The 24,314-nt window shown below is 62.8% G+C and carries 22 protein-coding genes, 1 tRNA gene, 1 other RNA gene and 1 riboswitch; of the genes, 12 read left to right on the forward strand and 12 right to left on the reverse strand.

Annotated features, from left to right (window positions below):
* Position 1 precedes the first annotated feature (1 nt).
* Both SynMEDNS5_RS00635 and thiC read left to right on the forward strand, forming a co-directional pair.
* Positions 2-628 (forward strand): HEAT repeat domain-containing protein, encoded by a 627-nt coding sequence (locus SynMEDNS5_RS00635; protein ID WP_186583852.1) that lies wholly within the window; start codon positions 2-4, stop codon positions 626-628.
* Positions 629-660: 32 nt separating this feature from the next.
* Positions 661-772, forward strand: a riboswitch (TPP riboswitch).
* Positions 773-818: 46 nt separating this feature from the next.
* Positions 819-2,222 (forward strand): phosphomethylpyrimidine synthase ThiC, encoded by a 1,404-nt coding sequence (gene thiC, locus SynMEDNS5_RS00640; protein WP_186583853.1) that lies wholly within the window; start codon positions 819-821, stop codon positions 2,220-2,222.
* Between the two features lie 8 nt (positions 2,223-2,230).
* Here thiC and SynMEDNS5_RS00645 read toward each other — a convergent pair whose 3' ends face one another.
* The 4 genes from SynMEDNS5_RS00645 to acpP form a co-directional block, all read right to left on the reverse strand.
* The gene (locus SynMEDNS5_RS00645) at positions 2,231-3,193 is read right to left on the reverse strand and encodes a UDP-glucuronic acid decarboxylase family protein (protein ID WP_186583854.1); all 963 of its coding nucleotides are present in this window, start codon (positions 3,191-3,193) and stop codon (positions 2,231-2,233) included.
* Between the two features lie 95 nt (positions 3,194-3,288).
* On the reverse strand, positions 3,289-5,298 hold the full coding sequence (tkt, locus tag SynMEDNS5_RS00650) for a transketolase (protein ID WP_186583855.1): 2,010 nt from the start codon (positions 5,296-5,298) through the stop codon (positions 3,289-3,291).
* 50 nt (positions 5,299-5,348) lie between these two features.
* Positions 5,349-6,596, reverse strand: coding sequence for a beta-ketoacyl-ACP synthase II (gene fabF / locus SynMEDNS5_RS00655; protein WP_186583856.1), 1,248 nt, complete (start codon positions 6,594-6,596; stop codon positions 5,349-5,351).
* Positions 6,597-6,607: 11 nt separating this feature from the next.
* Entirely contained in the window at positions 6,608-6,850 is a 243-nt protein-coding gene (gene acpP, locus SynMEDNS5_RS00660; protein ID WP_066910276.1) for an acyl carrier protein, read from the reverse strand.
* A gap of 151 nt (positions 6,851-7,001) precedes the next feature.
* Here acpP and psaC point away from each other — a divergent pair, with 151 nt between their 5' ends.
* Together psaC and glmS are read left to right on the forward strand one after the other, a co-directional pair.
* Positions 7,002-7,247: a photosystem I iron-sulfur center protein PsaC gene (psaC, locus tag SynMEDNS5_RS00665; protein WP_006042515.1), complete on the forward strand. Its 246-nt coding sequence runs from the start codon at positions 7,002-7,004 to the stop codon at positions 7,245-7,247.
* 65 nt (positions 7,248-7,312) lie between these two features.
* Positions 7,313-9,199 carry a glutamine--fructose-6-phosphate transaminase (isomerizing) gene (gene glmS / locus SynMEDNS5_RS00670; RefSeq protein ID WP_186583857.1) on the forward strand — a complete coding sequence of 629 codons (1,887 nt, stop codon included), beginning with the start codon at positions 7,313-7,315 and terminating at the stop codon, positions 9,197-9,199.
* On the opposite strand, the gene SynMEDNS5_RS00675 is transcribed toward glmS, so the two are convergent.
* Positions 9,186-10,652 carry a mannose-1-phosphate guanylyltransferase/mannose-6-phosphate isomerase gene (locus SynMEDNS5_RS00675; RefSeq protein WP_186583858.1) on the reverse strand — a complete coding sequence of 489 codons (1,467 nt, stop codon included), beginning with the start codon at positions 10,650-10,652 and terminating at the stop codon, positions 9,186-9,188. The two genes, glmS and SynMEDNS5_RS00675, sit on opposite strands and share 14 nt — an antisense overlap.
* Before the next feature lie 67 nt (positions 10,653-10,719).
* Positions 10,720-11,247, reverse strand: coding sequence for a ribosome maturation factor RimM (gene rimM, locus SynMEDNS5_RS00680; RefSeq protein ID WP_186583859.1), 528 nt, complete (start codon positions 11,245-11,247; stop codon positions 10,720-10,722).
* Positions 11,248-11,315: 68 nt separating this feature from the next.
* Here rimM and SynMEDNS5_RS00685 point away from each other — a divergent pair, with 68 nt between their 5' ends.
* Positions 11,316-11,498 carry an NAD(P)H dehydrogenase subunit NdhS gene (locus SynMEDNS5_RS00685; protein WP_186583860.1) on the forward strand — a complete coding sequence of 61 codons (183 nt, stop codon included), beginning with the start codon at positions 11,316-11,318 and terminating at the stop codon, positions 11,496-11,498.
* A 5-nt stretch (positions 11,499-11,503) separates the two neighbouring features.
* The gene (locus SynMEDNS5_RS00690; protein ID WP_186583861.1) at positions 11,504-12,325 is read left to right on the forward strand and encodes an ion transporter; all 822 of its coding nucleotides are present in this window, start codon (positions 11,504-11,506) and stop codon (positions 12,323-12,325) included.
* Here the strand turns inward: SynMEDNS5_RS00690 and rnc are convergent.
* The gene (gene rnc, locus SynMEDNS5_RS00695; RefSeq protein ID WP_186583862.1) at positions 12,322-13,044 is read right to left on the reverse strand and encodes a ribonuclease III; all 723 of its coding nucleotides are present in this window, start codon (positions 13,042-13,044) and stop codon (positions 12,322-12,324) included. The genes SynMEDNS5_RS00690 and rnc overlap by 4 nt on opposite strands.
* A 27-nt stretch (positions 13,045-13,071) precedes the next feature.
* Positions 13,072-13,469, reverse strand: an RNA gene (gene rnpB / locus SynMEDNS5_RS00700) — RNase P RNA component class A.
* A gap of 22 nt (positions 13,470-13,491) precedes the next feature.
* Between rnpB and SynMEDNS5_RS00705 the strand changes: the two genes are divergently transcribed.
* From SynMEDNS5_RS00705 to SynMEDNS5_RS00715, 3 genes are all read left to right on the forward strand, one after another.
* Positions 13,492-13,565, forward strand: a tRNA-Arg gene (locus SynMEDNS5_RS00705).
* Positions 13,566-13,660: 95 nt separating this feature from the next.
* Positions 13,661-13,984, forward strand: coding sequence for a hypothetical protein (locus SynMEDNS5_RS00710; protein WP_186583863.1), 324 nt, complete (start codon positions 13,661-13,663; stop codon positions 13,982-13,984).
* A 37-nt stretch (positions 13,985-14,021) separates the two neighbouring features.
* Positions 14,022-14,477, forward strand: a complete 456-nt coding sequence (locus tag SynMEDNS5_RS00715) for a hypothetical protein (protein WP_186583864.1) — start codon at positions 14,022-14,024, stop codon at positions 14,475-14,477.
* Here SynMEDNS5_RS00715 and SynMEDNS5_RS00720 read toward each other — a convergent pair.
* From SynMEDNS5_RS00720 to SynMEDNS5_RS00730, 3 genes are read right to left on the reverse strand one after another with little or no spacing between them, the layout of a single operon-like run.
* Positions 14,460-15,518: an acetate/propionate family kinase gene (locus SynMEDNS5_RS00720; RefSeq protein WP_186583865.1), complete on the reverse strand. Its 1,059-nt coding sequence runs from the start codon at positions 15,516-15,518 to the stop codon at positions 14,460-14,462. The genes SynMEDNS5_RS00715 and SynMEDNS5_RS00720 overlap by 18 nt on opposite strands.
* A gap of 10 nt (positions 15,519-15,528) precedes the next feature.
* Complete coding sequence (locus SynMEDNS5_RS00725) at positions 15,529-18,051, reverse strand: glycogen/starch/alpha-glucan phosphorylase (protein WP_186583866.1); 2,523 nt, start codon at positions 18,049-18,051, stop codon at positions 15,529-15,531.
* Between the two features lie 57 nt (positions 18,052-18,108).
* Entirely contained in the window at positions 18,109-20,544 is a 2,436-nt protein-coding gene (locus SynMEDNS5_RS00730) for a phosphoketolase (RefSeq protein ID WP_186583867.1), read from the reverse strand.
* Positions 20,545-20,716: 172 nt separating this feature from the next.
* On the opposite strand from SynMEDNS5_RS00730, the gene SynMEDNS5_RS00735 reads away from it, so the two are divergent.
* Positions 20,717-22,111, forward strand: coding sequence for a cation:proton antiporter (locus SynMEDNS5_RS00735; RefSeq protein WP_186583868.1), 1,395 nt, complete (start codon positions 20,717-20,719; stop codon positions 22,109-22,111).
* Here SynMEDNS5_RS00735 and SynMEDNS5_RS00740 read toward each other — a convergent pair.
* The gene (locus tag SynMEDNS5_RS00740) at positions 22,108-22,413 is read right to left on the reverse strand and encodes a hypothetical protein (protein ID WP_186583869.1); all 306 of its coding nucleotides are present in this window, start codon (positions 22,411-22,413) and stop codon (positions 22,108-22,110) included. The genes SynMEDNS5_RS00735 and SynMEDNS5_RS00740 overlap by 4 nt on opposite strands.
* A gap of 70 nt (positions 22,414-22,483) precedes the next feature.
* Here SynMEDNS5_RS00740 and SynMEDNS5_RS00745 point away from each other — a divergent pair, with 70 nt between their 5' ends.
* Together SynMEDNS5_RS00745 and SynMEDNS5_RS00750 are read left to right on the forward strand one after the other, a co-directional pair.
* On the forward strand, positions 22,484-23,416 hold the full coding sequence (locus tag SynMEDNS5_RS00745; protein WP_186585762.1) for an alpha/beta fold hydrolase: 933 nt from the start codon (positions 22,484-22,486) through the stop codon (positions 23,414-23,416).
* A 36-nt stretch (positions 23,417-23,452) separates the two neighbouring features.
* Positions 23,453-24,310, forward strand: coding sequence for a galactose mutarotase (locus SynMEDNS5_RS00750; protein ID WP_186583870.1), 858 nt, complete (start codon positions 23,453-23,455; stop codon positions 24,308-24,310).
* Positions 24,311-24,314 lie beyond the last annotated feature (4 nt).

Raw genomic sequence — 24,314 nt, forward strand, 5'->3', positions numbered from 1 at the left:
AATGGCATCCAGCCCCCAGACCCCCCCGGGGGACGCCCCGGATCTCGACGCCCTCAGGGAGGCCATTGCCTCCGGGGATCCAACCCGGGCGATGCCCGCTCTCACCCAGCTGCGCTTCTGCAGCGATGAGGAGGCCGTGCCCCTGCTGGTGCTTGGAACGCAGCAGCAAGCGTTTCTGGTGCGCTCTCTGAGTTGCAGTGGCTTGGGCTACAAACGCACTGACCAGGGCTGGACCGTGCTGGAGCAGCTGCTCGGCAGTGATGAGGACGCCAATGTGAGAGCCGAGGCCGCCAATGCCCTGGTGAGCTACGGCGTGGTTCGTTCCTGGCCGTTGCTGCGCGCTGCGTTTGCAGCCGACGGCGCCTGGCTGGTGCGCTGCAGCATTCTGTCCGGCCTTGCGGAACAACCGGAGATCAACCTGGCCTGGCTGTTGGAGCTGGCCGAGATCGCTATCGCCGATGGCGACGGCACCGTGCGGGTGAGCGGGGCTGAAATTCTGGGGCGGATCGTGCGGGAGTCCCAGGGCATCCCCATCGGCGAGCAGGCCCGCGCTCTGCTCCAGCCCTTGCAGCAGGACCAGGACCACAGGGTGGTAGCTGCGGCGCTTAATGGTCTTCAAGGGGGATGACCCCCAGCTTTCCCTAACGATTGCTACCTTTTGAGAACCACTAGGGGTGCCTGTGGTCTTCTTCATTGGAGGCCTGGGCTGAGATCACACCCTCCGAACCTGATCCGGGTCATGCCGGCGCAAGGGAAGTGAATACGCGTGATCTGCGGCTTTTGGGTCGGCTCCTGGCAGTTCTCTTGCTGAACGAATCATGCGCGCTTCCTGGGTTGAGTCCCGCCGCGGACAGGGCAATGTGTCTCAGATGCACTTCGCCCGCCAGGGCGTGGTGACGGAAGAGATGGCCTATGTGGCCAAGCGTGAGAATCTGCCCGAGTCGCTGGTGATGGAGGAGGTGGCGCGGGGCCGCATGATCATCCCGGCCAATATCAATCACACCGGTTTGGAGCCGATGGCGATCGGCATCGCCAGCAAGTGCAAGGTGAACGCCAACATCGGCGCTTCCCCCAATGCCTCGGATGCGGCCGAGGAGGTGAACAAGCTGAAGTTGGCGGTGAAGTACGGCGCCGACACCGTGATGGATCTCTCCACCGGTGGTGTGAACCTTGATGAGGTGCGCACGGCGATCATCGAGGCCTCACCGGTTCCGATCGGCACGGTGCCTGTGTATCAGGCTCTGGAGAGCGTGCACGGCTCGATCGAGAAGCTCGATGAGGACGATTTCCTGCACATCATCGAGAAGCACTGTCAGCAGGGGGTGGACTACCAGACCATCCACGCGGGTTTGCTGATCGAACACCTGCCCAAGGTGAAGGGACGTCTCACCGGCATCGTGAGCCGGGGCGGCGGGATCCTGGCCCAATGGATGCTGTATCACCACCGCCAGAACCCTTTGTTCACGCGCTTTGACGACATCTGCGAGATCTTCAAGCGTTACGACTGCACCTTCTCTCTCGGGGATTCCCTGCGCCCTGGCTGCCAGCACGATGCCTCGGATGCGGCGCAGCTGGCTGAGTTGAAAACCCTGGGTGAACTCACGCGCCGGGCCTGGGCCCACGACGTGCAGGTGATGGTGGAGGGTCCAGGTCATGTGCCCCTCGACCAAATCGAGTTCAACGTGAAAAAGCAGATGGAGGAGTGCAACGAGGCACCCTTCTATGTGCTCGGCCCCCTGGTCACCGATATCGCCCCTGGTTACGACCACATCACCTCAGCGATCGGCGCGGCCATGGCTGGCTGGCATGGCACGGCGATGCTCTGCTACGTCACCCCCAAGGAACACCTCGGTCTGCCCAACGCGGAAGACGTGCGTGAAGGCCTGATCGCTTACAAGATCGCAGCCCACGCTGCAGATATCGCCCGTCACCGTCCCGGTGCCCGCGACCGCGACGATGAACTCAGCCGCGCGCGTTACAACTTCGACTGGAACAAGCAGTTTGAGTTGTCACTCGACCCTGAGCGCGCCAAGGAGTATCACGACGAAACCCTGCCGGCAGACATCTACAAGCAGGCAGAGTTCTGCTCGATGTGTGGTCCCAAGCATTGCCCGATGCAGACCAAGATCACCGATGAGGACATCGAGGGCCTCGAGAAGGCTCTGGAGGCCAAGAGCGGGGCCGGTGATCTGGCGGGAGTGAAGATGGAGAAGGCTGATTGATCGTCTGCTCAGTTCTTCAAATGAGACGCTTCTTTTTTGTTGTCTCCTTTGATTCGCGATTGAAAATCGGCGATGGTCCGCTTAAGGCCAACTGAGAGAGAAACCGTTGGTTTCCATTGAAGCGTTTGCTTGGCCAGACTGATAACAGGTTGACGCTGCAGAGGGTCGTCTTCTGGCAAAGGCTTTTTGACGATTTCTAGTTCTGGGTTGATGCGATCGCGAATCATCCTGGCGAGCTCTTCAATGGTGAATTCGTCTGGATTGCCAATGTTCATTGGTCCAGTGTGCTCGCTGTTCATTAAGCGGATCATTCCTTCGATGAGGTCATCGACATAGCAGAATGAACGAGTCTGTGATCCGTCACCAAAGAGTGTTAGCGGCATGCCTTTGAGGGCCTGAACGATGAAGTTGCTCACGACGCGACCATCATCGGGAAGCATGCGAGGCCCATAGGTGTTGAAAATGCGCATCACCCGCACTTCCGTGTTGTGCATGCGTTTGTAGTCAAAACAGAGTGTTTCGGCAATACGCTTGCCTTCGTCATAACAGCTGCGAATTCCAATGGGATTCACGGAACCCCGGTAGCTTTCGGGTTGAGGGTGCACCTCTGGATCGCCATACACTTCGCTGGTGCTGGCTAATAAAAGCCTGGCTCCGACCCGTCTTGCCAAGCCCAGCATGTTGTAAGTGCCCAAAAAACTCGTCTTGGCGGTTTTGATTGGGTTGAACTGATAGTGGATGGGTGATGCAGGGCAGGCTAGGTGCCAGATCCGGTCAACTTCAAGCTTGATCGGTTCAGTGACATCGTGACGGATCAGTTCGAAATTAGGGTGGCCAATCCAATGGGCGATATTGCTTTTCCTTCCGGTGAAATAATTGTCAAGACAGATCACGTCCTCTCCGGCCTGCATGAGGCGGTCGACCAAATGAGAACCAAGAAAGCCGGCACCGCCGGTGATCAGATTGCGCATAAGGCCATGATCGCGTAAGCAAGCGATGACTGCTCAATAAAAAAGCGGGAGATCAGCTCTCCCGCCAGTGCGATTGATTCAACTTGAATGTTGGATCAGCCAAGCAAAGCCTTGGCTTTGGCCACCACGTTGTCCACGGTGAAGCCGAACTTCTCCATGCAGGTGCCGCCGGGGGCAGAGGCGCCGAAGCGATCCATCGTGACGCTGTCGCCGTCGAGGCCGATGAAGCGGTGCCAGCCGAAGCTTTCAGCCGCTTCCACCACGATGCGCTTGCGCACTGCAGCGGGGAGGACCTGCTCCTTGTAGGCGTCGCTTTGCTCGTCGAACAGTTCGACGCAGGGCATGGACACCACGCGCACGTTCTTACCTTCAGTTGTGAGCTGTTTGGCCGCCTGCACGCAGAGGTCGAGTTCGGTGCCGGTGCCGATCAGGATCAGATCGGGGGTGCCGGCGCAGTCCTCGAGGATGTAACCGCCCTGAGCCACCTTCTCGATTGAGGAGTTGGCCTGGTTGGCCATGCCTTGACGGCTGAGGCAGAGGGCGCTGGGGCGGTGGCGGTTCTCGATCGCCAGCTTGTAGGCACCACTGGTTTCGTTGCCGTCGCCAGGACGGAACACCATCAGGTTGGGCATCGCCCGCAGGGAGGGGATCGTTTCGATCGGCTGGTGGGTGGGACCGTCTTCGCCGACGCCGATGGAGTCGTGGGTGAGCACGTAGATCACACCCAGTTCACTCAGTGCCGACAGGCGCATGGAGCCGCGCATGTAGTCGGCGAACACCAGGAAGGTGCCGCCATAGGGGATTAACCCACTGTTGTGATATGCGATGCCGTTGAGCACGGCAGCCATGGCGTGCTCGCGCACACCGAAGTGCAGGTAGCGCTTCTCAGGGGTTTCCGGCTGATAAGAACCTGTTTCACCCTTGATGTCGGTGTAGTTGGAGTGGGTGAGGTCGGCGGATCCCCCAATCAGCTCCGGCAGGTTGGGGCCCAGGGCACCCAGACAGATCTGGGAATGCTTGCGGGTGGCCAGGCCCTTGTCGTCGGGTGTGTAGGTGGGGAGGTCTTTGTCCCAGCCCTGGGGGAGTTCACCGCGCAGCATGCGCTCGAACTCAGCCGCCTCGGTGGGGTATTGGCTGCGGTACGCGGCGAGGGTTTGATTCCACTCGGCTTCCTGGCTGGCGCCCCGCTCGATCGCCTGGCGGTACTGGTCGTAGGCCTCCTGGGGAACCTCGAAGGGGCCATAGCTCCAACCCAGCTGTTTGCGGGTGAGTTCGGCTTCTTCCTCACCCAGGGGAGCACCGTGTACACCAGCGGTGTCGCCCTTGTTGGGGGAGCCGTAGCCGATGGTGGTGGTCACCTTGATGATCGACGGCTTGTCGGTAACGGCCTTGGCCGCTTCGATTGCTTTGGCGATGGCGTCCACATCGGTGTTGCCATCGGCCACATGCTGCACATGCCAGCCGTAGGCCTCGTAGCGCTTGAGCACGTCCTCGGTGAAGGACACGTCCGTGCGGCCGTCGATGGTGATGTGGTTGTCGTCGTACAGCGCGATCAGCTTGCCCAGCTTCAGGTGACCGGCCAGGGAGCAGGCCTCAGAGGCCACACCTTCCTGATTGCAGCCGTCGCCCATGATCACGTAGGTGTAGTGATCCACGACCTTGGCGTCGGCCTTGTTGAACTTGGCCGCCAGGTGGGACTCAGCAATGGCCAGACCCACCGCGTTGGAGATGCCGGCGCCGAGGGGGCCGGTGGTCACTTCCACGCCGGGGGTCTCGAAGGTTTCGGGGTGACCGGGCGTCTTGGATCCCCACTGGCGGAACTGCTTGATGTCGTCGATCGACACCGAGTCGTAGCCGGTGAGGTGCAGCAGGGAATACACCAGCATGCAGCCGTGACCGGCGGAGAGCACAAAGCGGTCGCGGTTGAACCACTTGGGGTTCTTGGGGTTGTGGCGCAGGAACTTGTCCCAGAGGGTGTAACCCATCGGGGCGCAACCCATGGGCAGGCCAGGGTGGCCGCTCTTGGATTTGTTGACGGCGTCAACAGCGAGAAAGCGAATGCTGTTGATGCAGAGCGTGTCGAGAGAGGCGGGCGCTGCGACCATGGTGAAAAGTGCGTTGCGGACAGTTTGAAGGAGGGGTGCGGTGTCGCCGCTCACCCCATCGAGCGGAAAGCCAGGCAGACGTTATGACCGCCGAAGCCAAAGGAGTTGGAAAGCACCGTCTCCAGTTTGTGGTCTCGAGCTGTGTTGGGAACGACATCCAGATCACAGTCGGGATCGGGATTGGCGTAGTTGATCGTGGGAGGGACCACGTTGTGCCGCAGTGCCAGCACGCAGGCCACGGCTTCGATCCCCCCTGAACCACCTAGCAGATGACCGGTCATCGACTTGGTGGAGCTCACCGGGATCTGCAGGGCACGGTCACCCAGAGCGCTCTTGATGGCAGCGGTTTCGTTGCTGTCGTTGGCGGGTGTGCTGGTGCCGTGGGCGTTCACATAATCCACACCGGCCGCTGAAAGACCACCGTCTTCCAGGGCGAGGCGCATGGCGGCAGCGCCGCCGACACCTCCGGGCGTAGGCGAGGTGATGTGATGGGCATCGCAGGTGGTGCCGTAACCGACCACCTCAGCCAGGATGGTGGCGCCGCGAGCTTCGGCATGGCTCAGGGTTTCGAGCACCAGCATGCCGGACCCTTCGCCGATCACAAAGCCGTCCCGTTCGCGGTCGAAGGGGCGGCTGGCCGTGGCCGGGTCATCGTTGCGGAAAGACAGGGCCTTGGCGCTGGCAAATCCGGCCACCCCCAGGGGGGTGATCGCCGATTCCGCTCCGCCGCAGAGCATGGCGTCAGCCTTGCCCAACTGAAGCAAGCGGAAGGCATCACCGATGGCATTGGATCCGGCAGCACAGGCGGTGGCCACCGCTGAACTGGGACCCTTGGCGCCCACGGCGATCGCCGCCAGGCCTGTGGCCATGTTCGGGATCATCATCGGCACGGTGAAGGGACTCACGCGGCCGGGCCCCTTGCCTTCCAAGACATGGGCCTGGGTCTCCATGGTGAGCAGACCACCCACACCAGAGCCAATGATGATGCCGATGCGATCGGCATTGTCTGGAGTGATCTCCAGGCCGGCATCGGCTAGGGCTTGTTTCGTCGCCACCACCCCGAATTTGCTGAAGCGATCCCAGCGCTTGGCGTCCTTGGGCTCGATGAACCCTGAGGGATCGAAAGCCTTCACCTCCGCGGCAAAGCGACAGGCGTGCTCGGAGGCGTCGAACAGGGTGATGCCTGCGACGCCGTTGCGGCCGGACGTGAGTGCGTCCCAGTAGTCGGCAACGCTGTTGCCGATCGGTGTCACCGCGCCAAGGCCGGTGACCACGACGCGTTGGAGACCCTCCACCATGCTGCGGAACCTCAGGCCTGCTTGTCTTCGATGTACTTGACGGCGTCGCCGACGGTGGCAATACCTTCGGCGGCCTCGTCGGGAATCTCGATGTCGAACGCTTCTTCCAGGGCCATCACCAGCTCGACGGTGTCGAGAGAATCGGCGCCCAGATCGTTCTGGAAATTGGACTCCGGCTTGACTTCGCCGGCGTCGACGCTGAGCTGCTCCGCCACGATCGAACGGACTTTTTCGAGGATCGCTTCCTGAGACATGGCCGTGAAGACGGGACGCCGCATCTTACGGGCTGGCGCCGGCAGCACCAGCCACGGGCGTTAACAACAGTGACGGCGAAGCGCGAGCACGATCTCAGAGGCGGCCGTGGCAGGTACGTTGACGCCAAGTCAATTGCACTGAGACGGGCTCATGTCCCACGCCGTCAAGATCTACGACACCTGCATCGGCTGCACCCAGTGCGTGCGTGCCTGTCCTCTCGATGTGCTCGAGATGGTGCCCTGGGATGGCTGCAAGGCTGGCCAGATTGCCTCTTCTCCCCGCACCGAGGATTGCGTTGGCTGCAAGCGCTGTGAAACCGCTTGCCCCACCGACTTTCTCAGCATCCGCGTGTATCTCGGCGATGAAACCAGCCGCAGCATGGGACTGTCGTACTGAGGCATTCAGCGGTCTTTCCTCTCCTGACCCCATAAGCTCGGCCCGGCAGTGCCGGGCTTTTTTGTATGTGCGGAATCGTTGCGGTGATCGGCTCCCGGGACGCAGCCCCCCTGCTGCTCGAGGGTCTTCGCCAATTGGAATATCGCGGCTACGACTCCGCCGGCGTGGCCACGGTGGAGTCGGAGCAGCTGCATTGCATCCGCGCTAAGGGCAAGTTGGTGAACCTATCGGCGCGGGTGGAGCGTGAGGGTGCCCCGGGGTTGGTGGGCATCGGCCACACCCGCTGGGCCACCCACGGCAAGCCTGAGGAGCACAACGCCCACCCCCACTGCGATGGCAGCGGTGCCGTGGCGGTGGTGCAGAACGGCATCATCGAAAACCACCGGGCGTTGCGGGAGGAGCTCACCGCCAACGGTGTGAGCTTCCGCTCGGACACGGATACCGAGGTGATTCCCCACCTTGTGGCTGCTGAACTGGCGCGCTTGCAAGCTGCTGGTCGCGGTGCTGATGGAGCGTTGCTGCTGGAGGCCGTGCAAATGGTGCTTCCCCGCCTGCAGGGGGCCTATGCCCTAGCCGTGCTCTGGGCCGAAGTGCCCGGGGCGCTGGTGGTGGCCCGCAAGGCGGCTCCCCTGCTGATCGGTTTGGGAGAAGGGGAGTTTCTCTGCGCCAGCGACACCCCGGCTCTGGTCGGCTTCACCCGCACGATCCTGCCGATGGAGGATGGCGAAGTGGCCTTGCTCGGTCCTTTAGGGATCGAGCTCTATGACGCCAGTGGGGTGCGGCAGCAGCGCACTCCAACCCTGCTGAGTGGTCAGGAGCATGTGGCAGACAAGCGCCATTTCCGCCACTTCATGCTCAAGGAGATCCACGAGCAGCCCGAGACGGCGCGGCTCTGGGTGGAGCGGCATCTGCCGGAGGGCTTGCCGGCAGGTCATCCCGTGGCGCTGCCCTTCGACGATGCCTTTTACAGCGGCATCGAGCGAATTCAGATCCTGGCCTGCGGCACCAGCCGCCATGCCGCTCTGGTGGGGGCTTACCTGCTGGAGCAGTTCGCCGGTGTTCCCACCAGCGTGGATTACGCCAGTGAATTCCGTTATGCGCCACCGCCGCTGGCGCCGAACACCCTCACCATCGGTGTCACTCAATCGGGTGAAACCGCTGACACTCTCGCGGCCCTGGCCATGGATGTGGAGCGCCGGCAGGGTCAAAGCGATCCAACCTTCGCGCCCCGGCAGTTGGGGGTGACCAATCGGCCTGAAAGCTCCTTGGCCCGGCAGGTGCCGCACATTCTCGACATCGGTGCCGGCATCGAGGTGGGTGTGGCGGCTACCAAAACCTTCCTGGGCCAGCTGCTGGCCTTTTACGCCCTGGCTCTGGCCTTCGCCGCTCGCCGCAAAAGTCGTGGCGAAGGGGAAATCGCCGGGTTGATCACCGAACTCCGCGGCCTGCCGGAGCAGCTCAGCGCCTTGGTGGAGCAGCACGACCAGCGCGCCGAAGCGATGGCCCATCACTTTGCTGAGACACAGGATGTGATTTTCCTTGGACGCGGCATCAACTACCCGATCGCCCTGGAAGGGGCACTCAAACTCAAGGAGATCAGCTACATCCATGCCGAGGGCTATCCGGCTGGGGAGATGAAGCACGGGCCGATCGCCTTGCTTGATGCCCGGGTGCCGGTGGTGTCGATTGCTGTGCCGGGGGTGGTGTTCGAGAAAGTGCTCAGCAATGCCCAGGAAGCCAAGGCCCGCGATGCGCAGCTGATTGGTGTGGCTCCCGATGGTCCGGACACGGATCTTTTTGATGAGCTGTTGCCGGTGCCAGCCGCGAGCGAGTGGATCAGCCCCTTGCTCACGGTCGTGCCGATGCAACTGCTCAGCTATCACATTGCAGCCCATCGGGGCCTGGATGTGGATCAGCCTCGCAACCTGGCCAAGAGCGTCACTGTGGAGTGAGGGCGACCCTGGCCGACGCGTCGCTGCGGCCATATACGTCATCGAAGCGCACGATGTCGTCTTCGCCCAGATATTCACCGCTTTGGACTTCGATGAGCTCCACGGCAATTCGCCCAGGGTTGCTCAGGCGGTGGCGGCACCCCATGGGGATGTAAGTGCTCTGGTTTTCGCCAACGAGTTGCTTCTCTCCGTCACGCTCCACGAGGGCAGTGCCGCGGACGACGACCCAGTGTTCTGCTCTGTGGTGATGCATCTGTAGCGAGAGGCTGGCGCCGGGCTTCACGGAGATGCGCTTCACCTGCCAGCGGCTGTCTTCCACCACGCCGGTGTAATGGCCCCAGGGTCGATAGATCTTGCGGTGGGCCTTGCCCTCCGGGCTGCCGTCCGCCTCCAGCTGCTTCACGATCGTCTTCACTTTCTGAGCTTGGCTGCGATCGGCGATCAACACGGCGTCGTCGGTTTCGACCACCACCAGGTTCTCCACGCCCAGGCCCACCACCAGGCGGTGTTCGCTGCGTAGATAACAGTTGCGGCTGCCCTCGCTGATCACGCGTCCGCGCAGCACGTTGCCGTCGTCATCGCGATCGGCGGTGTCCCACAGAGCACTCCAGCTGCCCACATCACTCCAGCCGGCGGCCAGGGGAAGCACGGTACCCAGCGCTGTTTGTTCCATCACGGCAACATCGATGGCCACACTGGGGCACTTGGCGAAGGCTTCCCGCTCGAGGCGGAGGAAATCAAGATCGGCCACGTCCTGCTCCAGGGCGGCTCGGCAGCAGCTCACCACCTCCGGTACCAGACGCTCCAGTTCCGCCAGCATGGCGCTGGCCTTGAACAGAAACATGCCGCTGTTCCAGGTGAAGCGGCCGCTGGCAAGGAACTGCTCTGCCGTTGTGCGGTCGGGCTTCTCGACGAAGCGTGCGATCGGCACGGGGGTGAGGGCTCCGGGCTGCAGCGGTTCGGCCGCTTCGATGTAGCCGTAGCCCGTTTCCGGTGCGGTGGGCACGATGCCGAAGGTCACCAGGCGCCCCGCTTCGGCAGCGCTGCGGCCTGCTTGGATGGCGGTGCGGAAGTGGGCGGCATCACGGATCACGTGGTCGGCGGCCAGCACCAGCAGCAATGGATCCTCACCGTGGGTCGTGGCTTGCAGAGCGGCCACCGCCACGGCGGGGGCCGTGTTGCGGCCCATGGGCTCCAGCAGGATTGCGCCAGGCTCCACGCCGATCTGGCGCATCTGCTCGGCCACGATGAAGCGGTGGTCGTCGTTGCAGATCAACAGCGGCGCGCCGAGGGCTTCGATCCCCTCCAGGCGCTGCTGGGTCTGCTGCAGCAGGGTTTCGTCGCCGCTGCCCCCCAGGGGCCAGTACTGCTTGGGATAGCTGGCGCGGGAGAGGGGCCAGAGGCGCGTGCCGGTGCCGCCGCAGAGGATCACCGGAATCAGGGGGGTGGTCACTGGGGGCGCGTGACGAAGTGGCGGTGATTGTCGCGCAGGTGCTCCGTTGCTGTCACCTGGGCGGGATTCAGAGCTCGAGCAGACCTGGCGGTGGGGTAAGCAGTAGCCAGCCCTGCTCCAGATGCACTTCGGGCACGATCGCTTCCACGAACGGCACCATCAGCGTGCGTCCGTCAGGTCGCTCCAGCACCAGCAGGTCGTTGCCGCCGCTGATCAGATCCTTCACGGTGCCGATGGCCTCCCCATCGGTGCTCAACCGGGCTTCCAGGCCCACCAGATCCAGCAGGTGGAATTCCCCTTCTGCCAGCGCCGGCCGGTCATCAGCCGGCACCAGCAGGGTCTGGCCCACCAACGCCTCTGCGGCGTCTCTGCTTTCAATTCCTGCAAAGCGCACCACAAACACGCTCTTGCCGGGCAGTTGCCGGCCACTTTTCAGCTCGATTTCTCTCGGTGCTTGGCCCCGCGCTTTGAGCCAGCGGGTGCCGGGCTCGGTGAATCGCTCCGGGAAGTCGCTTGCCGGGTTCACCCGCAGTTCGCCTTTCAGCCCCTGCACGGCCACCACCTTGCCCACGGGCAGCCAGTCGTCAGCAGTCATGGGAGCAGAAGCAGTCGACACGTCATCATCCTTCCGCGCAATACTGAATGCCTGACCGTTCTCACGCCATGGCTTCCGCTGCTCCGATCCTTCCCGGCGCCACGGTGACGGTGGTAGATCAGCGTTCGATTTACAACGGCTACACCGGCTTTGTGCAGCGCATCAGTGGTGACCGGGCTGCCGTGCTCTTTGAAGGAGGCAACTGGGACAAGTTGGTGACGATGCGTCTGCGTGATCTCAGCGCCGACTGACAGCTATGGAGCTCGCCCTGCGCCAGCGGCTACGGCGGGTTGTGCTCGATTCCGACACCCGTGCGGGCCGGATCTACAACCTGATGATCTTCGGCACGATCCTGCTCAGCGTGGCTGGCTTGCTGGTGGAGCCCCATCCGATGCGGGTGGCCACACCGGGGGAGATTCCGGCCTGGGTGGCCGAACTGGAGCGGGGCTGCCTGCTGGTGTTCATGGCCGATTACCTGCTGCACCTCTGGGTCTCCCCGAAGCCGCTGGTCTATGCCCGCAGCTTTTTTGGGCTGATCGACCTTTCGGCGGTTCTGTTTTTCTTTGTGCCGCAAATCAGCAGTGGCCTGATTCTCTGGATTTTCAAATTCGGCCGGGTGCTGCGGGTGTTCAAGCTGCTGCGCTTCATGGATGAGGCCCAGCTGCTGGGCCGGGCGCTCAAGGCCAGTGCCCGCCGCATCGGCGTGTTCTTGTTTTTTGTGGTGATGGCCCAGGTGGTGCTGGGCTATCTGATGGTGGTGTTTGAAAGCGGTCACCCCAACACCCAGTTCCAGACAGTGGGCCAGGGGGTGTATTGGGCGATCGTGACCATGACCACCGTGGGCTACGGCGATTTCGTGCCCCAGACCGTGCTCGGTCAGGTGCTGGCGGCCGTGGTGATGCTGCTCGGTTTCGGGATCATTGCCATCCCCACCGGCATCGTCACCGTTGAAACGATGCAGCAGGTGCGCCAGGACCAGCGCGTCTGCACCCACTGCAGCCATCCTGATCACCGCCGCGAGGCGTCCCATTGCGATCGCTGCGGGGCGCCGTTGCCCGTTGCGGGTGGACAGTCCTAAGCACGATCTGCGCTGGATGCTTTGAGCTGCGCCATCAGGGCCTCCGCTGCCTGCTGTTCGGCCTCGCGCCGCGACCCGCCCCAGCCTGAGGACATTAAATTGGGCGGCAGCGTCACCGAGGCCTGAAAGCGTTTGGGGTCGCCATGGCGCTGGCTCACTTCGCTGCAGGTGTACTGGGGCAGACCCAGACCCTGGCCTTGGCTCCATTCCTGCAGGGCTGACTTGCTGTTGCCGCGATAGGGATCGGCGAGCACCGCCTCAGCACTCGTCTGCCAATGGGGCTTCAGCCAGGCTTGCACTGTTTGCAGCCCGGCAATCCGGTACACCGCACCGATCAGCGCTTCACTGAGCTCGGCGCGGATCGTGGCGGCCGCGGTGGGATCAGCGCTGGCCTTTGGGCCGATCCGCCACCACTGCGCGATTGTGATCGTCTCTCCCAGCTGCGCCAGCCAGCGATCACTCACCAGTTGGGCCCGCAGGCTGGAGCGTTCCCCCACCGGCATCTGGGGATAGGCCGCAGCGATGAATTCACTCGCTGCCAGGCGCAACACCGCATCACCGAGAAACTCCAGCTGCTCGTGATGGGGATGCAGACCGCAGGAGGTGTGGGTGAGGGCTTCATTCAGGCAGTCGAGCTCTTCGCGCTGTAGCCGTTCAGGGTGGTTTCCCAGTTCGCTCCAGAGCGAATTCAGTTGTTGATCGCGGTTTGCTTCCTGCATCACAGTGATGTTCCTGCGCCTTGAAAGGGGTGAAAGCAGGACATAAGCCGGGTTCTGTTCTCCCTTCCGCAAAAGGGGGGTGATCATCTATCTGGGATCGCCGTTGCCGACGACCTCGAGCGGCTCACAAAGGCGGAACGGGGAAGATGGCCACCCGTCGTTCCTGGGCCTTGCTCCCGGCCGGGGTTTACCGAGCCAGCACCTCTCGATGCTGCTGGTGCGCTCTTACCGCACCTTTGCACCCTTGCCTGTGCCAAAGGGATTGCTCCCATGGGGCCATCGGCGGTGTGTTTCTGTGGCACTCTCCTCACGGTCACCCGCACTGGGCGTTACCCAGCAAGCCTGGCCATCGGGGAGCCCGGACTTTCCTCAACCTCGCCTGCGCACGAAGCTCAGGGTTGGTCGCGATCACCTCGCCTGCTTTCAAACCCCATAATGAAGCGTGATGGGGCTGTAGCTCAGCCGGATAGAGCGACGGTTTCCTAAACCGTAGGTCGTGGGTTCGAGTCCCGCCAGCCCCGTGAGTGTGAACACTGGTGCCGGTAGTCACTACTACATTTAGTGGGGTGGCCAGACGGCACGCTCCCGCTAGCGTTGCTGCAACGAATCCGGATCCATGACCCAGCTTCACGATCTGCGGTTAAGGCTTCTTGTTCAGCAGGAGAGCGAGCGCATCGCCGACTCCCAACCTGCTGACCTTGATCTCTCGGTGGTTCAGGCCCGTTGCCTCTGCTGGCTGGCCCTGCTCGCTGAGGCCCATGAGGATCAGGCCAGCGACGCTGAGCGCCGGGGTGACACGGAGCAGGCCATGGGCTGGTTTGCCGACTCCATGCGCTTGCGTGATGTGATCCAGGTGGTGACCTCCATTGAGATTCCTTTGCCAGGAGTTGTGGATGGTGATGACAGCGGGTTTTCCTCCGAACCACCACTCGCCGCCTGATCAAGTGTCATGATGAGATCTGAGCTGTGGGTCGTCGGTGCCAGAAGAGCCCTGTCAATGCCCGGATTGTCAACGCTTCTACCGGGAGCATGACCGGCTGATCCGGGAGAATCCAACCCTGCGTCAACAACAGGAATTGAGCTGGGCTGCTCTCCAGTCGTTCCGCACCCTGTCGGGTCGGGTTCTTGAGGATCTCCAGAAGCAACATGGGCCGCGTAACAGCGACGGTCAGGTGCATGCCACCCCGGTGGGTGGTGTCGATGAACCCACTGATGCACTCCAGCAAGCCATGGCTGATCTGGAGAACATCAACGCCCACCTGTTCTCGATTGAGGCCTTGATGGAGCGCATTTTTGATGTGCGCGTACCGGAAGACATCGAGCAGAAATTCCGTGAATTGGCTGGCGAGCTGGCCCCTGATCCTTTGAATGCCGATCGGCTGCGCCTGAACCGGCTGCTGCACCAAACCCCGGATCTACCCGACCGCGGCTGAGCGCCGGCAGAGTCGGGCGATCATGCCCTCCTCATCGGCTTGCACGATCACCATCTCCAGATTGGGCAGCCACGCCAAGGCTTCTTCAAGTTCCGACCTCAATGCTTGGTCGTGTTCACCGATTCCTCCAGTGAGCGCCAGCACATCAACGCCCTGCAGGCTGGCGGCCATGGCGCCGATCAGCTGCAGCAATCGCTGCCGAAACACATCCAGCGCCAGCTGAGCCCCCTGGTGGCCTGCAGCCGCCTGCTCGCGGATGTCACGCATGTCCCCGCTCAGACCGGATAACCCCTTCAGGCCTGCTTGTTGTTGCAGCAGATCCGCCAGCTGGGCTGCGCCTATGCCTTCACGCATCAGTTCCAGCAGCAGGCCTGGATCCACGCTGCCGCAGCGGCTGGCCATCACCAGCCCCTCCAGCGGTGTGTAGCCCATGGTGGTGTCGATGCAGCGGCCGCCCTGGATCGCTGCCAAGGATGCCCCTGCCCCCAGGTGGGCGCTGATCAGACGCAGCTTTTTGGGATCTCGGCCCTGTTGCTGCCACTGGCCTGCCACGGTTTCGGCCACATGCTGGTGGTTGATGCCATGGAAGCCGAAGCGCCGGAATCCCCGCTGGCGCAACTCCGCTGGCAAGGCATAGGTGCTGGCCGCCGCCGGCAGGGTGCTGTGGAAGGCGGTATCAAAGCAGGCCCATTGGGGCAGGTCCGGTGCCCAGTCACGGGCCCAGGCCAGACCCTTCAGGGCAGGAGGATTGTGCAGCGGAGCGAGGGGCACCAGCTCCTGCAGAGTGGTTTCTACCTGGTCATCAATGCGTGTGGGGGCGGTGAAGTGTTCGCCGCCATGCACCACCCGGTGGCCCACCAGGATGATGCTCTTGCGATAAGGCTCAAGCGCTGGCGCCAGCCATCTCTCCAGCACCTCTTCGAGGCTTTCGTCAGGTTGCAGACTGCGTCCGCCATGCCATGGAATGGCCCCGGTGGAGTCCACCAGGGCTGCCTTCAGGCTGGAGCTGCCGAGGTTGATGGTCAGCGCCAGGTCCTGCATCCCTGGAGCCTCAACGCACGTCGCAGGTGATCTCCACCGGCATCGCCTCCACCTTCCAAATGTCGCGGCAGTAGTCGTGGATGGAGCGGTCGGAGGAGAAGAAGCCGCTGCGGGCTGAGTTCAGCAGGCTCATGCGGTTCCAGTGCATGCGATCGGTCCAAGCCAGGCTCACCGCATCCTGCGCCCGCAGGTAATCGGCGAAGTCGGCCATCACGAAGAAGGGATCGCTGCCTGTGAGGTTGTCGAGCAGCGGCCGGAACAGCTCGCTGTCGCCGTTGCTGAAGTGGCCGATCTCCACCAGGTGGATGGCTTCCGCCAACTCTGGGATCGACTGAATCACCTCCCAGGGGCGGTAGCCGCCCTGCTTAAGCGCCGCGATCTCCTCCACGGTCTTGCCGAACAGGAAGAAGTTCTCACCGCCAACCTGTTCGCGGATCTCCACATTGGCGCCATCGAGTGTGCCGATGGTGAGGGCTCCGTTCATGGCGAACTTCATGTTGCCGGTGCCCGACGCTTCCTTGCCGGCGGTGGAGATCTGCTCAGAGAGGTCAGAAGCGGGATACACCTGCTCGCCCAGCTTCACGTTGTAATCCGGCAGGAACACCACCCGCAGGCGGCCGTCCATGTCGGGATCGGCATTGATCGTTTCGGCGATGCCGTTAATGAAGCGGATGATCAATTTGGCCATGTAGTAGCCAGGAGCGGCCTTGCCGCCAAAGATCACCGTGCGCGGGGCCATGCCATCCGCGCGGCCGTTCTTGATGCGCAGGTACTGGGTGATCACCTGCAGGGCATTGAGGTGCTGGCGCTTGTATTCGTGAATGCGCTTCACCTGCACGTCGAACAGGCTGGAGGGATCCACCAGCACGCCGGTGTTGCGGTGGATGTAGCCGGAGAGTTTGCGCTTCACCGAGAGCTTGGTGTTACCCCAGTGCTCAAGGAAGCCGTGGTCATGCTGACGCTCCTCGATGCGGCGCAGCTGCTCCATGTCGGTGATCCAGCCCGGTCCCACATGCTCATCAAGCAGGGTGGCCAGCTCAGGGTTGGACAAGGCCACCCAGCGGCGCGGGGTGACGCCATTGGTCACGTTGGTGAACTTCTCTGGCCAAAGCGCCGCGAACTCGGGCATCAGCTGTTCACGCACCAGATCGGAGTGCAGCGCTGCCACCCCGTTCACGTGGTGAGCGCCGATGGTGGCCAGATGCGCCATGCGCACGGCCTTGCCGCCGTCTTCATCAATGATCGAAAGCTTGCGCTGGATGGCATCATTGCCCGGATAGCGCAGACGCACCTGCTGCAGGAAGCGGCGGTTGATCTCGTAGATCAGCTCCAGGTGCCGAGGAAGCAGGCTGCTGAACAGGTTCAGGTCCCACTTCTCCAGGGCTTCCGGCAGCAGGGTGTGGTTGGTGTACGCCACTGAGCGGGTGGTGATGTCCCAGGCCTTCTCCCACTCCAGGTGGCGGTCGTCGATCAGCAGGCGCATCAGCTCTGCCACGGCGATGGCGGGGTGGGTGTCGTTCAGCTGGACGGTCCAGTGCTCAGGGAAGTTCTCCACGGACAGGCCGCGGCTGTCGAGGCTGCGCAGCATGTCCTGCAGGGAGCAGCTCACGAAGAAGTGCTGCTGCTTGAGGCGCAGGCGGCGTCCCTCATCGGTGCCGTCGTTGGGGTAGAGCACCTTGGAGAGGGTTTCGCTGCCCACCTTCTGTTCCACAGCGCCGTAGTAGTCGCCGATATTGAAGGCGTAGAAATCAAAGCTCTCCGTGGCATCCGCCCGCCAGAGGCGCAGGCGGTCGCAGGTGTTCACGCGGTAGCCCAGCACAGGCACGTCGTGGGGGACGCCGATGGCGTGTTCGGAGGGGATCCAGCGGGAGCGGTAGTTGCCCTTGTCATCGATGTAGCTCTCGGTGCGGCCGCCGAAGCCCACGAAGCAGGCCTGATCGGGTTGGGGCAGCTCCCAGGGCCAGCCGCCCTTAAGCCACTTGTCTGTGACCTCAACTTGCCAGCCGTCACGGATGAGCTGGTCGAAGATGCCGAATTCGTAGCGGATGCCATAGCCGGTGGCTGGGATTTCCAGGCTGGCCAGCGACTCCATGTAGCAAGCCGCCAGACGGCCCAGGCCGCCATTGCCCAGTCCGGGCTCTTCCTCGACCTCGAGGATCTGCTGCAGGGATTCAATGCCAAAGCGTTTGAGCGCTTCTTCGGCTTCCTTCTGAATACCCAGATTCAGCAGGTTGTTGGCCAGCTGTGGACCGATCAGGAATTCAGCTGAGAGATAGGCCACCGTGCGCTGAGGCCTGGCGCGGATCGCTTCCTTGCTGGCGAGGAAGCGGGTCATCAAACGGTCGCGCACTGCGTAGCTCAGGGCCATGTAGAGGTCATGGCGGCTGGCGGAAGGAGCGAGTTTTCCCAGGGTGAAGAACAGGTGCTCGGTCATGCCGTCGAACACGGACTCGGCATCCAGGCCGGCACGTTCGGGGTCGGCATAACAGCCGGGGGTGGGCAGACGCAGATCGAGGGGCTGGGAGGAGCTCATGGGAGGTCGGGAAAGGGGGTGAAAACGTGGAATTGAGGTCTGGATCAGCGCTGTGGTTCAGACAGCACAGGAGCTGCGGCCCAGGCTCCAGCGCCAGTTGTTGATCTCAGGTGCATCGGTGCCGTGCTCATGGGCGTAAGCGCGGTGCTTGTGGATTTCGTCCTTCATTTGCTCTTTCACGTGGGCGGCCCGTGAGCCGAGAGAGTCCACGCGGTCGATCACATCGATCACCAGGTTGAAGCGGTCGATCTGGTTGCAGATGGCCAGTTCCAGAGGCGTATTGATGTTGCCCTGTTCTTTGTAACCACGCACGTGGAAGTTGCTGTGGTTCGGACGGTTGTAGGTAAGGCGGTGAATCAGCCAGGGATAGCCGTGGAAGTTGAAAATCACCGGTTTGTCTGGAGTGAACAGGCTTTCGAAGTCCCGGTCGCTGAGGCCATGGGGATGGTCTTTGGGGTTACCCAGGGAGAACAGCTTCACCACATTCACGTAGCGGATCTTGAGATGGGGAGTTTGTGAACGCAGGATTTCGATCGCTGCCAGGCATTCCTTGGTGGGGATGTCGCCAGCGGAGGCCAGCACCACATCGGGTTCATCAGGATCAACGCCGCAGTTGTCGTTGCAGGCCCACTCCCAGATGCCGGCGCCTTTGGCGACATGGCGGCGGGCCTCATCAAGGGTGAGGTACTGCAGGTGCTTCTGCTTGTCCGACACGATGATGTTGGCCACATCGGTTTCGGTGAGGGCCTTTTCGGCCACTGCCAGCAGGCTGTTGGCATCGGCCGGCAAATACACGCGGGTGATGCTGCCCTTCTTGTTGCCCGCCAGATCCATGAAGCCAGGATCCTGGTGGGTGAAGCCGTTGTGGTCTTGACGCCACACGGTGGAGGAGATCAAGCAATTCCAGGGGGCGATCGGAGCTCGCCAGGGAATCTCCTCGCAGTGCTCCAGCCACTTGCAGTGCTGGTTGTACATCGAGGCCACCACGTGGGCGAAGGCCTCGTAGGTGTGGAAGAAGCCATACCGGCCTGTGAGCAGGTAGCCATCCATCATCCCCACCAGGGTGTGCTCGGAGAGCATCTCCACCACGGCGCCGTCGCGGGCCAGCTCGCTGCCGTTGAGGTCTTCGGGCAGGAAATTCGCCATCCAGGCCTTCTTGGTCGTCTCGTACACAGCCTGGAGGCGGTTAGAGGCCGTTTCGTCCGGGCCGAAGAGGCGATAGGCACCGGGGTTGTGACTGATCAGATCGCGGATCAGTTCACCCAGGGGGTAGGTGTTCTCCTTTTCGGTGGTACCGGGGGTCTCCACCGGGACTTCGTAGTTGCGCAGCTCCGGGAAGCGCAGATCTTTGCGCAGCACCCCACCGTTGGTGTGGGGGTTGGAGCCCATGCGGCGATCACCCTTGGGAGACAGCGCCCGGATCTCCTCGCGCACGGCGCCGTTGTTATCGAAGAGCTCCCAGGGGCGATAGCTCTTCATCCAGTCCTCCAGCAGCTGCAGGTGATCTGGGTTGGCTTTCACATCACCGATCGGCACCTGGTGAGCGCGCCAGAAGTTTTCGATCTTCTTGCCATCAAGTTCCTGCGGACCGGTCCAGCCCTTGGGGGAGCGCAGCACGACCATCGGCCAGCGGGGGCGGAAGGCTTCACCACTGCCGCGGGCCTGCTCCTGGATCGCCCGGATTTCGAGCACGGCCTGCTCCATGGCCACAGCCATCTTGCGGTGCATCTCCATCGGATCGGAGCCCTCCACGAAGATCGGCGTCCAGCCCAGTCCGCGGAACAGGCTTTCCAGCTCCTCGTGATCGATGCGGCTGAGGATCGTGGGGTTGGCGATCTTGTAGCCGTTGAGGTGCAGCACCGGCAGCACGGCACCGTCTTTGATCGGGTTGATGAATTTGTTGATGTGCCAGCTGGTGGCCAGAGGCCCGGTCTCCGCCTCGCCATCACCCACGCAGGCGACCGTGATCAGTTCGGGGTTGTCGAACACCGATCCCGCGGCGTGGGAGAGCACGTAGCCGAGTTCACCACCCTCATGGATCGATCCGGGCATCTCCGCAGTGCAGTGGCTGCCGATGTGTCCTGGGAAGGAGAACATCTTGAAGAACTTCTTCAGGCCGGCTTCATCCAGCGACTTGTCGGGATAGCGCTCGGTGTAGCTGCCGTCGATGTACACCGGCCCGCGGGCGCCAGGGGCCCCATGGCCAGGACCGGACATGTAGATCATGTCCAGGTCGTAGGTGTTGATCAGCCGATTGGCGTGGGTCCAGATGAAGGCCTGGCCTGGGCTGGAGCCCCAGTGGCCCAGAAGACGGTTCTTGATGTGCTCGGGCTGCAGAGGCTCCCGCAGCAGCGGATTGTCCTGCAGATAAATCATTCCCACCGCCAGATAGTTGGCGGCCCGCCAGTAGGCATCGAGGCGCTGAAGGTCGTCGTCCGCCGGTGCCTGAAGGTGTTCAGAGCCTGAGAGATGCAGGAAGGGAGTGACCGTCATGCGAAACCCGAAGATCAGCTGGCTACGCGGAAGGTAGCCAGCTCAAACGGGTGCGTTCGTTAAGAACCGCACATCCGCATCGTGGCCCGATCCACAGCGTTTCTGCATGGATGCCTGCGGTGCAAAAACTCATTTACAGATAAGGTCCGCGGGAGAGGCTTTCACGATTCCGATGCTCGCTGCTGCGATGCCGCCCCTGCTCATGCCCCTGCTGGCCGAAATCTCCTCCCACGACCTTGAAATGGCCGAAACCCTGATTGGGGTGGCCCGTTTCGCCCTGATCTTCGTGGCTGCGCGCCTGCTGGCGGAGGTGCTGGTGCGCCTCCAGCTGCCCACGATCCTTGGGGAACTGCTCGCTGGGGTGCTGATCGGTGCCTCCGGCTTGCACCTATTGGTTCCGCCGGAAACGCAAGTGGAGCTCAGCAATGGGGTGATCAGCCTGGTGAGCGGCCTGGTGAATGTCCCCCCGGATGCCGTGCCGGAGATTTACAACGAGAGTTTCCCCTCGCTGGAAGCGGTGGCGGAGCTCGGGCTCTACGCCCTGCTGTTTCTCACCGGCCTGGAGAGTGAGCTGGAAGAACTGATCGCCGTCGGCGCCCAGGCGTTCACCGTGGCTGTGGCCGGTGTGGTGCTCCCCTTTGCTCTTGGCACCTGGGGACTCATGGCCATCTTCCATGTGGATGCCATCCCGGCGATCTTTGCCGGTGCCTCAATGACAGCCACGAGCATCGGCATCACCGCCAGCGTGTTCAGTGAATTGGGCTTTCTCAAGACCCGTGAGGGGCAGATCGTGATCGGCGCCGCCGTACTCGACGACATCCTCGGCATCGTGATCCTGGCGGTGGTGGTGGCTCTGGCCTCAGGCGGCAACCTGGAAATCGGCCCGATCGTGAAGCTGGTGGCTGCTGCTGCAGTGTTCGTGGTGGCTGCCATTGGCCTCAGCCGCACCGCTGCTCCGGCCTTCGACTGGATGATCGACAAGCTCAAGGCACCCGGTGAAGTGTTGGTGGCGTCCTTTGTGATCCTGGCCCTGAGCTGCTTCACCGCCACGGCCATCGGTCTTGAAGCTGCTCTTGGAGCGTTCGCGGCTGGTCTGATTCTCAGCAGCTCCAAGCACAACCACGCCATTCAGCAGGCGGTGCTGCCGATCGTGACCCTGTTCGCCACCATCTTCTTCGTGCTGGTGGGCGCCGGGATGGATCTCTCAGTGATCAATCCGTCTGACCCCTCCAGCCGCACGGCGCTGGTGGTCGCTGGCTTCCTGTTCGTGGTTGCCGTGATCGGCAAAATTGCCGCCGGCTGGGCCTTCATCAGCAAGCAGCCCACCCGCCGGTTGGTGGTGGGTCTGGGAATGATGCCCCGCGGCGAAGTGGGACTGATCTTCCTGGGCCTCGGTACAAGCGCCAAGCTGCTGTCCCCCTCGCTTGAAGCCGCGATTCTCTTAATGGTGATCGGCACCACCTTCCTGGCGCCGGTGCTGCTGCGCCTCGTGCTCGGGGGCAACAAGCCGGACGACGGCGACAGCGTCAGCGACGACGTGGCAGCCGAACCGGTGGGGCTGCTTTAACGCCGGGCCAGGCTGATGAATAAACCCCATCCGATGCTGATCAGCGCCAGGCTGGAGGCCCAGCCTGGTCCGAGGGCCCACGCCAGGATCAGCTGCACCACCACACCCACGGCCAAGGCCAGCAGCAAGCTGCTGATCACCAGGGCGGCCTGACGCCACGACTCATTCAGTGGGCCGCCTTCCAGGCTCGCTTCGAACCGGCTCAATGGCCCGCTGAGCGGCAGGTAGAGGGCTAACGCCCAGAACAATCCTCCGCTGAGGGTGGCTCCCTGAAGCAATGGGCTGACGCTGTCGTCGAACATCGCGGTGTTGGCGGCCCGGTGGACCACCGGAGGAACGGGATGCCTAGCATCGCGGGCCCAAGCGGTAGGTGTGGTGAGCAACGACCAGGCAGCGTGGTGGCAGTTCCGTGGCCATGCCGTGCACGGTCTGTGCGCAGCGCCAGAACCGGCCCAGAACCCCCAGTCGCTGGAGCGCCCTGCCCTCCTGCTGGTGCATGGATTTGGTGCGTCCACGGATCACTGGCGGCACAACATCCCTGTGCTGGCCCAAACCCACGAGGTGCACGCTGTGGATCTTCTCGGTTTCGGACGCAGCGCCAAACCCGCAGGACTCAGCTACGGCGGTGCGCTCTGGCGCGATCAGCTGGTGGCTTACGTGCAGGAGCGCATCGGCCGCCCCACGGTGATCGCCGGCAACTCTCTTGGCGGTTTCGCCGCCTTGGCAGCAGGTGCCGAACTGGGGGACCGGGCGGCTGGGGTGGTGCTGCTCAATGCTGCGGGTCCCTTCAGCGATGAACAGACCGCCAGCCCGGGGGGATGGGGGGCAATCGCCCGGCGCTCCATCGGTTCCGCTTTGCTGAAGAGCCCGGTGCTGCAGCGGTTGCTGTTTGAAAACCTGCGCAGGCCCGCCACCATTCGCCGCACCCTGCGGCAGGTGTACATCGACAAGACGAATGTCGATGACTGGCTTGTGGAGTCGATTCGACGCCCGTCGCTGGACCCTGGAGCCTTCGGGGTGTTCCGCACCGTGTTCGATATCCCCCGCGGCCAACCCCTTGATGAGCTGTTTGCCCACCTGCAGGCGCCGTTGCTGCTGCTCTGGGGGATCCGCGATCCCTGGATCAATGCCGCCGGACGGCGATCCAGCTTTCAGCGCCATGCTCCGGAGAACACCACCGAAGTGGTCCTCGACGCTGGCCACTGCCCCCACGATGAGGTTCCCGATCAGGTGAACCGGGCCTTGCAGGACTGGCTGGAAGGGCGTGTTGGCCAGAACACCTTGGATCCGCAGCCATCCCGGTAATTTCCGGCCACTCTTGGGTGTCCCAGTCCTGTGGCTATGACCTTCCGCCAGCAGTCAGCTCCCTACGCCCACTGGGAATACGTGCATCCCAGCAGTGGTGACCGTTTGAGGATTGTTCCGGAGCGCGGTGGTTTGGTGAGCGAATGGCTCTGTAACGGCCGTGAAGTGCTCTACTTCGACCAGGAACGCTATGCCGACCCTGCCAAGAGCATCCGCGGTGGCATTCCCGTGTTGTTTCCGATTTGCGGCAACCTGCCTGGCGACAGCCTGCCCCTGGCCAGTGGCACCTACACCCTGAAGCAGCACGGCTTTGCCCGCAATCTTCCCTGGACGATCGAACTGCTCGAGGATCAGGGCGGTGTGCGGCTCTGCCTGGTCGATACGGCTGACACCCAGGCGGCCTATCCCTTCGCGTTCCGGGTGCAGATGGACATGCGCCCTGTGGCCTCAGCACTGGAGATCGTGACGACGGTCACCAACACCTCGAAGGAAGGCGGGGAGGCCATGCCTTTCAGCTTCGGTCTGCACCCGTATTTCAATGTGACCGATCTGGCCCGCACCGAGCTCGAGGGACTCGCCCCCCGCTGCCTCAATCACCTGGAGATGGCTGATGCTGAAACGGCCTCCCAGCTCAGTCGTCTGCCAGACGGCGTCGACTTCCTCACCCGTCCCGCTGGGCCTGTGACGCTTGTGGACAAGGCGGCTGGTACGCGTCTGCAGTTGCAGCATCACGACCCGATGGATCTCACGGTGGTCTGGACCGAACCTCCCCGCCCGATGGTGTGCCTCGAACCCTGGACGGGACCACGGCAATCGCTGATCAGTGGCGATCGCAAGCTGGAACTGAGCGCCGGCCAGAGCACCACCCTCACCTGTCGCTATTCGGTGAGCTGAGCAC

The organism is Synechococcus sp. MEDNS5 (assembly GCF_014279875.1).
Taxonomy (GTDB): domain Bacteria; phylum Cyanobacteriota; class Cyanobacteriia; order PCC-6307; family Cyanobiaceae; genus Synechococcus_C.

Bases quoted from the DNA above. Each gene is read 5' to 3' on its own strand.
- glmS (WP_186583857.1), top strand. From the start codon at position 7,313: ATGTGCGGAATCGTTGCGGTGATCGGCTCCCGGGACGCAGCCCCCCTG.
- SynMEDNS5_RS00750 (WP_186583870.1), top strand. From the start codon at position 23,453: ATGACCTTCCGCCAGCAGTCAGCTCCCTACGCCCACTGGGAATACGTG.
- SynMEDNS5_RS00735 (WP_186583868.1), top strand. From the start codon at position 20,717: ATGCTCGCTGCTGCGATGCCGCCCCTGCTCATGCCCCTGCTGGCCGAA.
- SynMEDNS5_RS00725 (WP_186583866.1), bottom strand. From the start codon at position 18,051: ATGAGCTCCTCCCAGCCCCTCGATCTGCGTCTGCCCACCCCCGGCTGT.
- fabF (WP_186583856.1), bottom strand. From the start codon at position 6,596: ATGGTGGAGGGTCTCCAACGCGTCGTGGTCACCGGCCTTGGCGCGGTG.
- SynMEDNS5_RS00730 (WP_186583867.1), bottom strand. From the start codon at position 20,544: ATGACGGTCACTCCCTTCCTGCATCTCTCAGGCTCTGAACACCTTCAG.
- psaC (WP_006042515.1), top strand. From the start codon at position 7,002: ATGTCCCACGCCGTCAAGATCTACGACACCTGCATCGGCTGCACCCAG.
- SynMEDNS5_RS00635 (WP_186583852.1), top strand. From the start codon at position 2: ATGGCATCCAGCCCCCAGACCCCCCCGGGGGACGCCCCGGATCTCGAC.
- tkt (WP_186583855.1), bottom strand. From the start codon at position 5,298: ATGGTCGCAGCGCCCGCCTCTCTCGACACGCTCTGCATCAACAGCATT.
- rimM (WP_186583859.1), bottom strand. From the start codon at position 11,247: ATGACTGCTGACGACTGGCTGCCCGTGGGCAAGGTGGTGGCCGTGCAG.
- SynMEDNS5_RS00645 (WP_186583854.1), bottom strand. From the start codon at position 3,193: ATGCGCAATCTGATCACCGGCGGTGCCGGCTTTCTTGGTTCTCATTTG.
- rnc (WP_186583862.1), bottom strand. From the start codon at position 13,044: ATGCAGGAAGCAAACCGCGATCAACAACTGAATTCGCTCTGGAGCGAA.
- SynMEDNS5_RS00720 (WP_186583865.1), bottom strand. From the start codon at position 15,518: ATGCAGGACCTGGCGCTGACCATCAACCTCGGCAGCTCCAGCCTGAAG.
- SynMEDNS5_RS00740 (WP_186583869.1), bottom strand. From the start codon at position 22,413: ATGTTCGACGACAGCGTCAGCCCATTGCTTCAGGGAGCCACCCTCAGC.
- SynMEDNS5_RS00710 (WP_186583863.1), top strand. From the start codon at position 13,661: ATGACCCAGCTTCACGATCTGCGGTTAAGGCTTCTTGTTCAGCAGGAG.
- SynMEDNS5_RS00690 (WP_186583861.1), top strand. From the start codon at position 11,504: ATGGAGCTCGCCCTGCGCCAGCGGCTACGGCGGGTTGTGCTCGATTCC.
- thiC (WP_186583853.1), top strand. From the start codon at position 819: ATGCGCGCTTCCTGGGTTGAGTCCCGCCGCGGACAGGGCAATGTGTCT.
- SynMEDNS5_RS00685 (WP_186583860.1), top strand. From the start codon at position 11,316: ATGGCTTCCGCTGCTCCGATCCTTCCCGGCGCCACGGTGACGGTGGTA.
- acpP (WP_066910276.1), bottom strand. From the start codon at position 6,850: ATGTCTCAGGAAGCGATCCTCGAAAAAGTCCGTTCGATCGTGGCGGAG.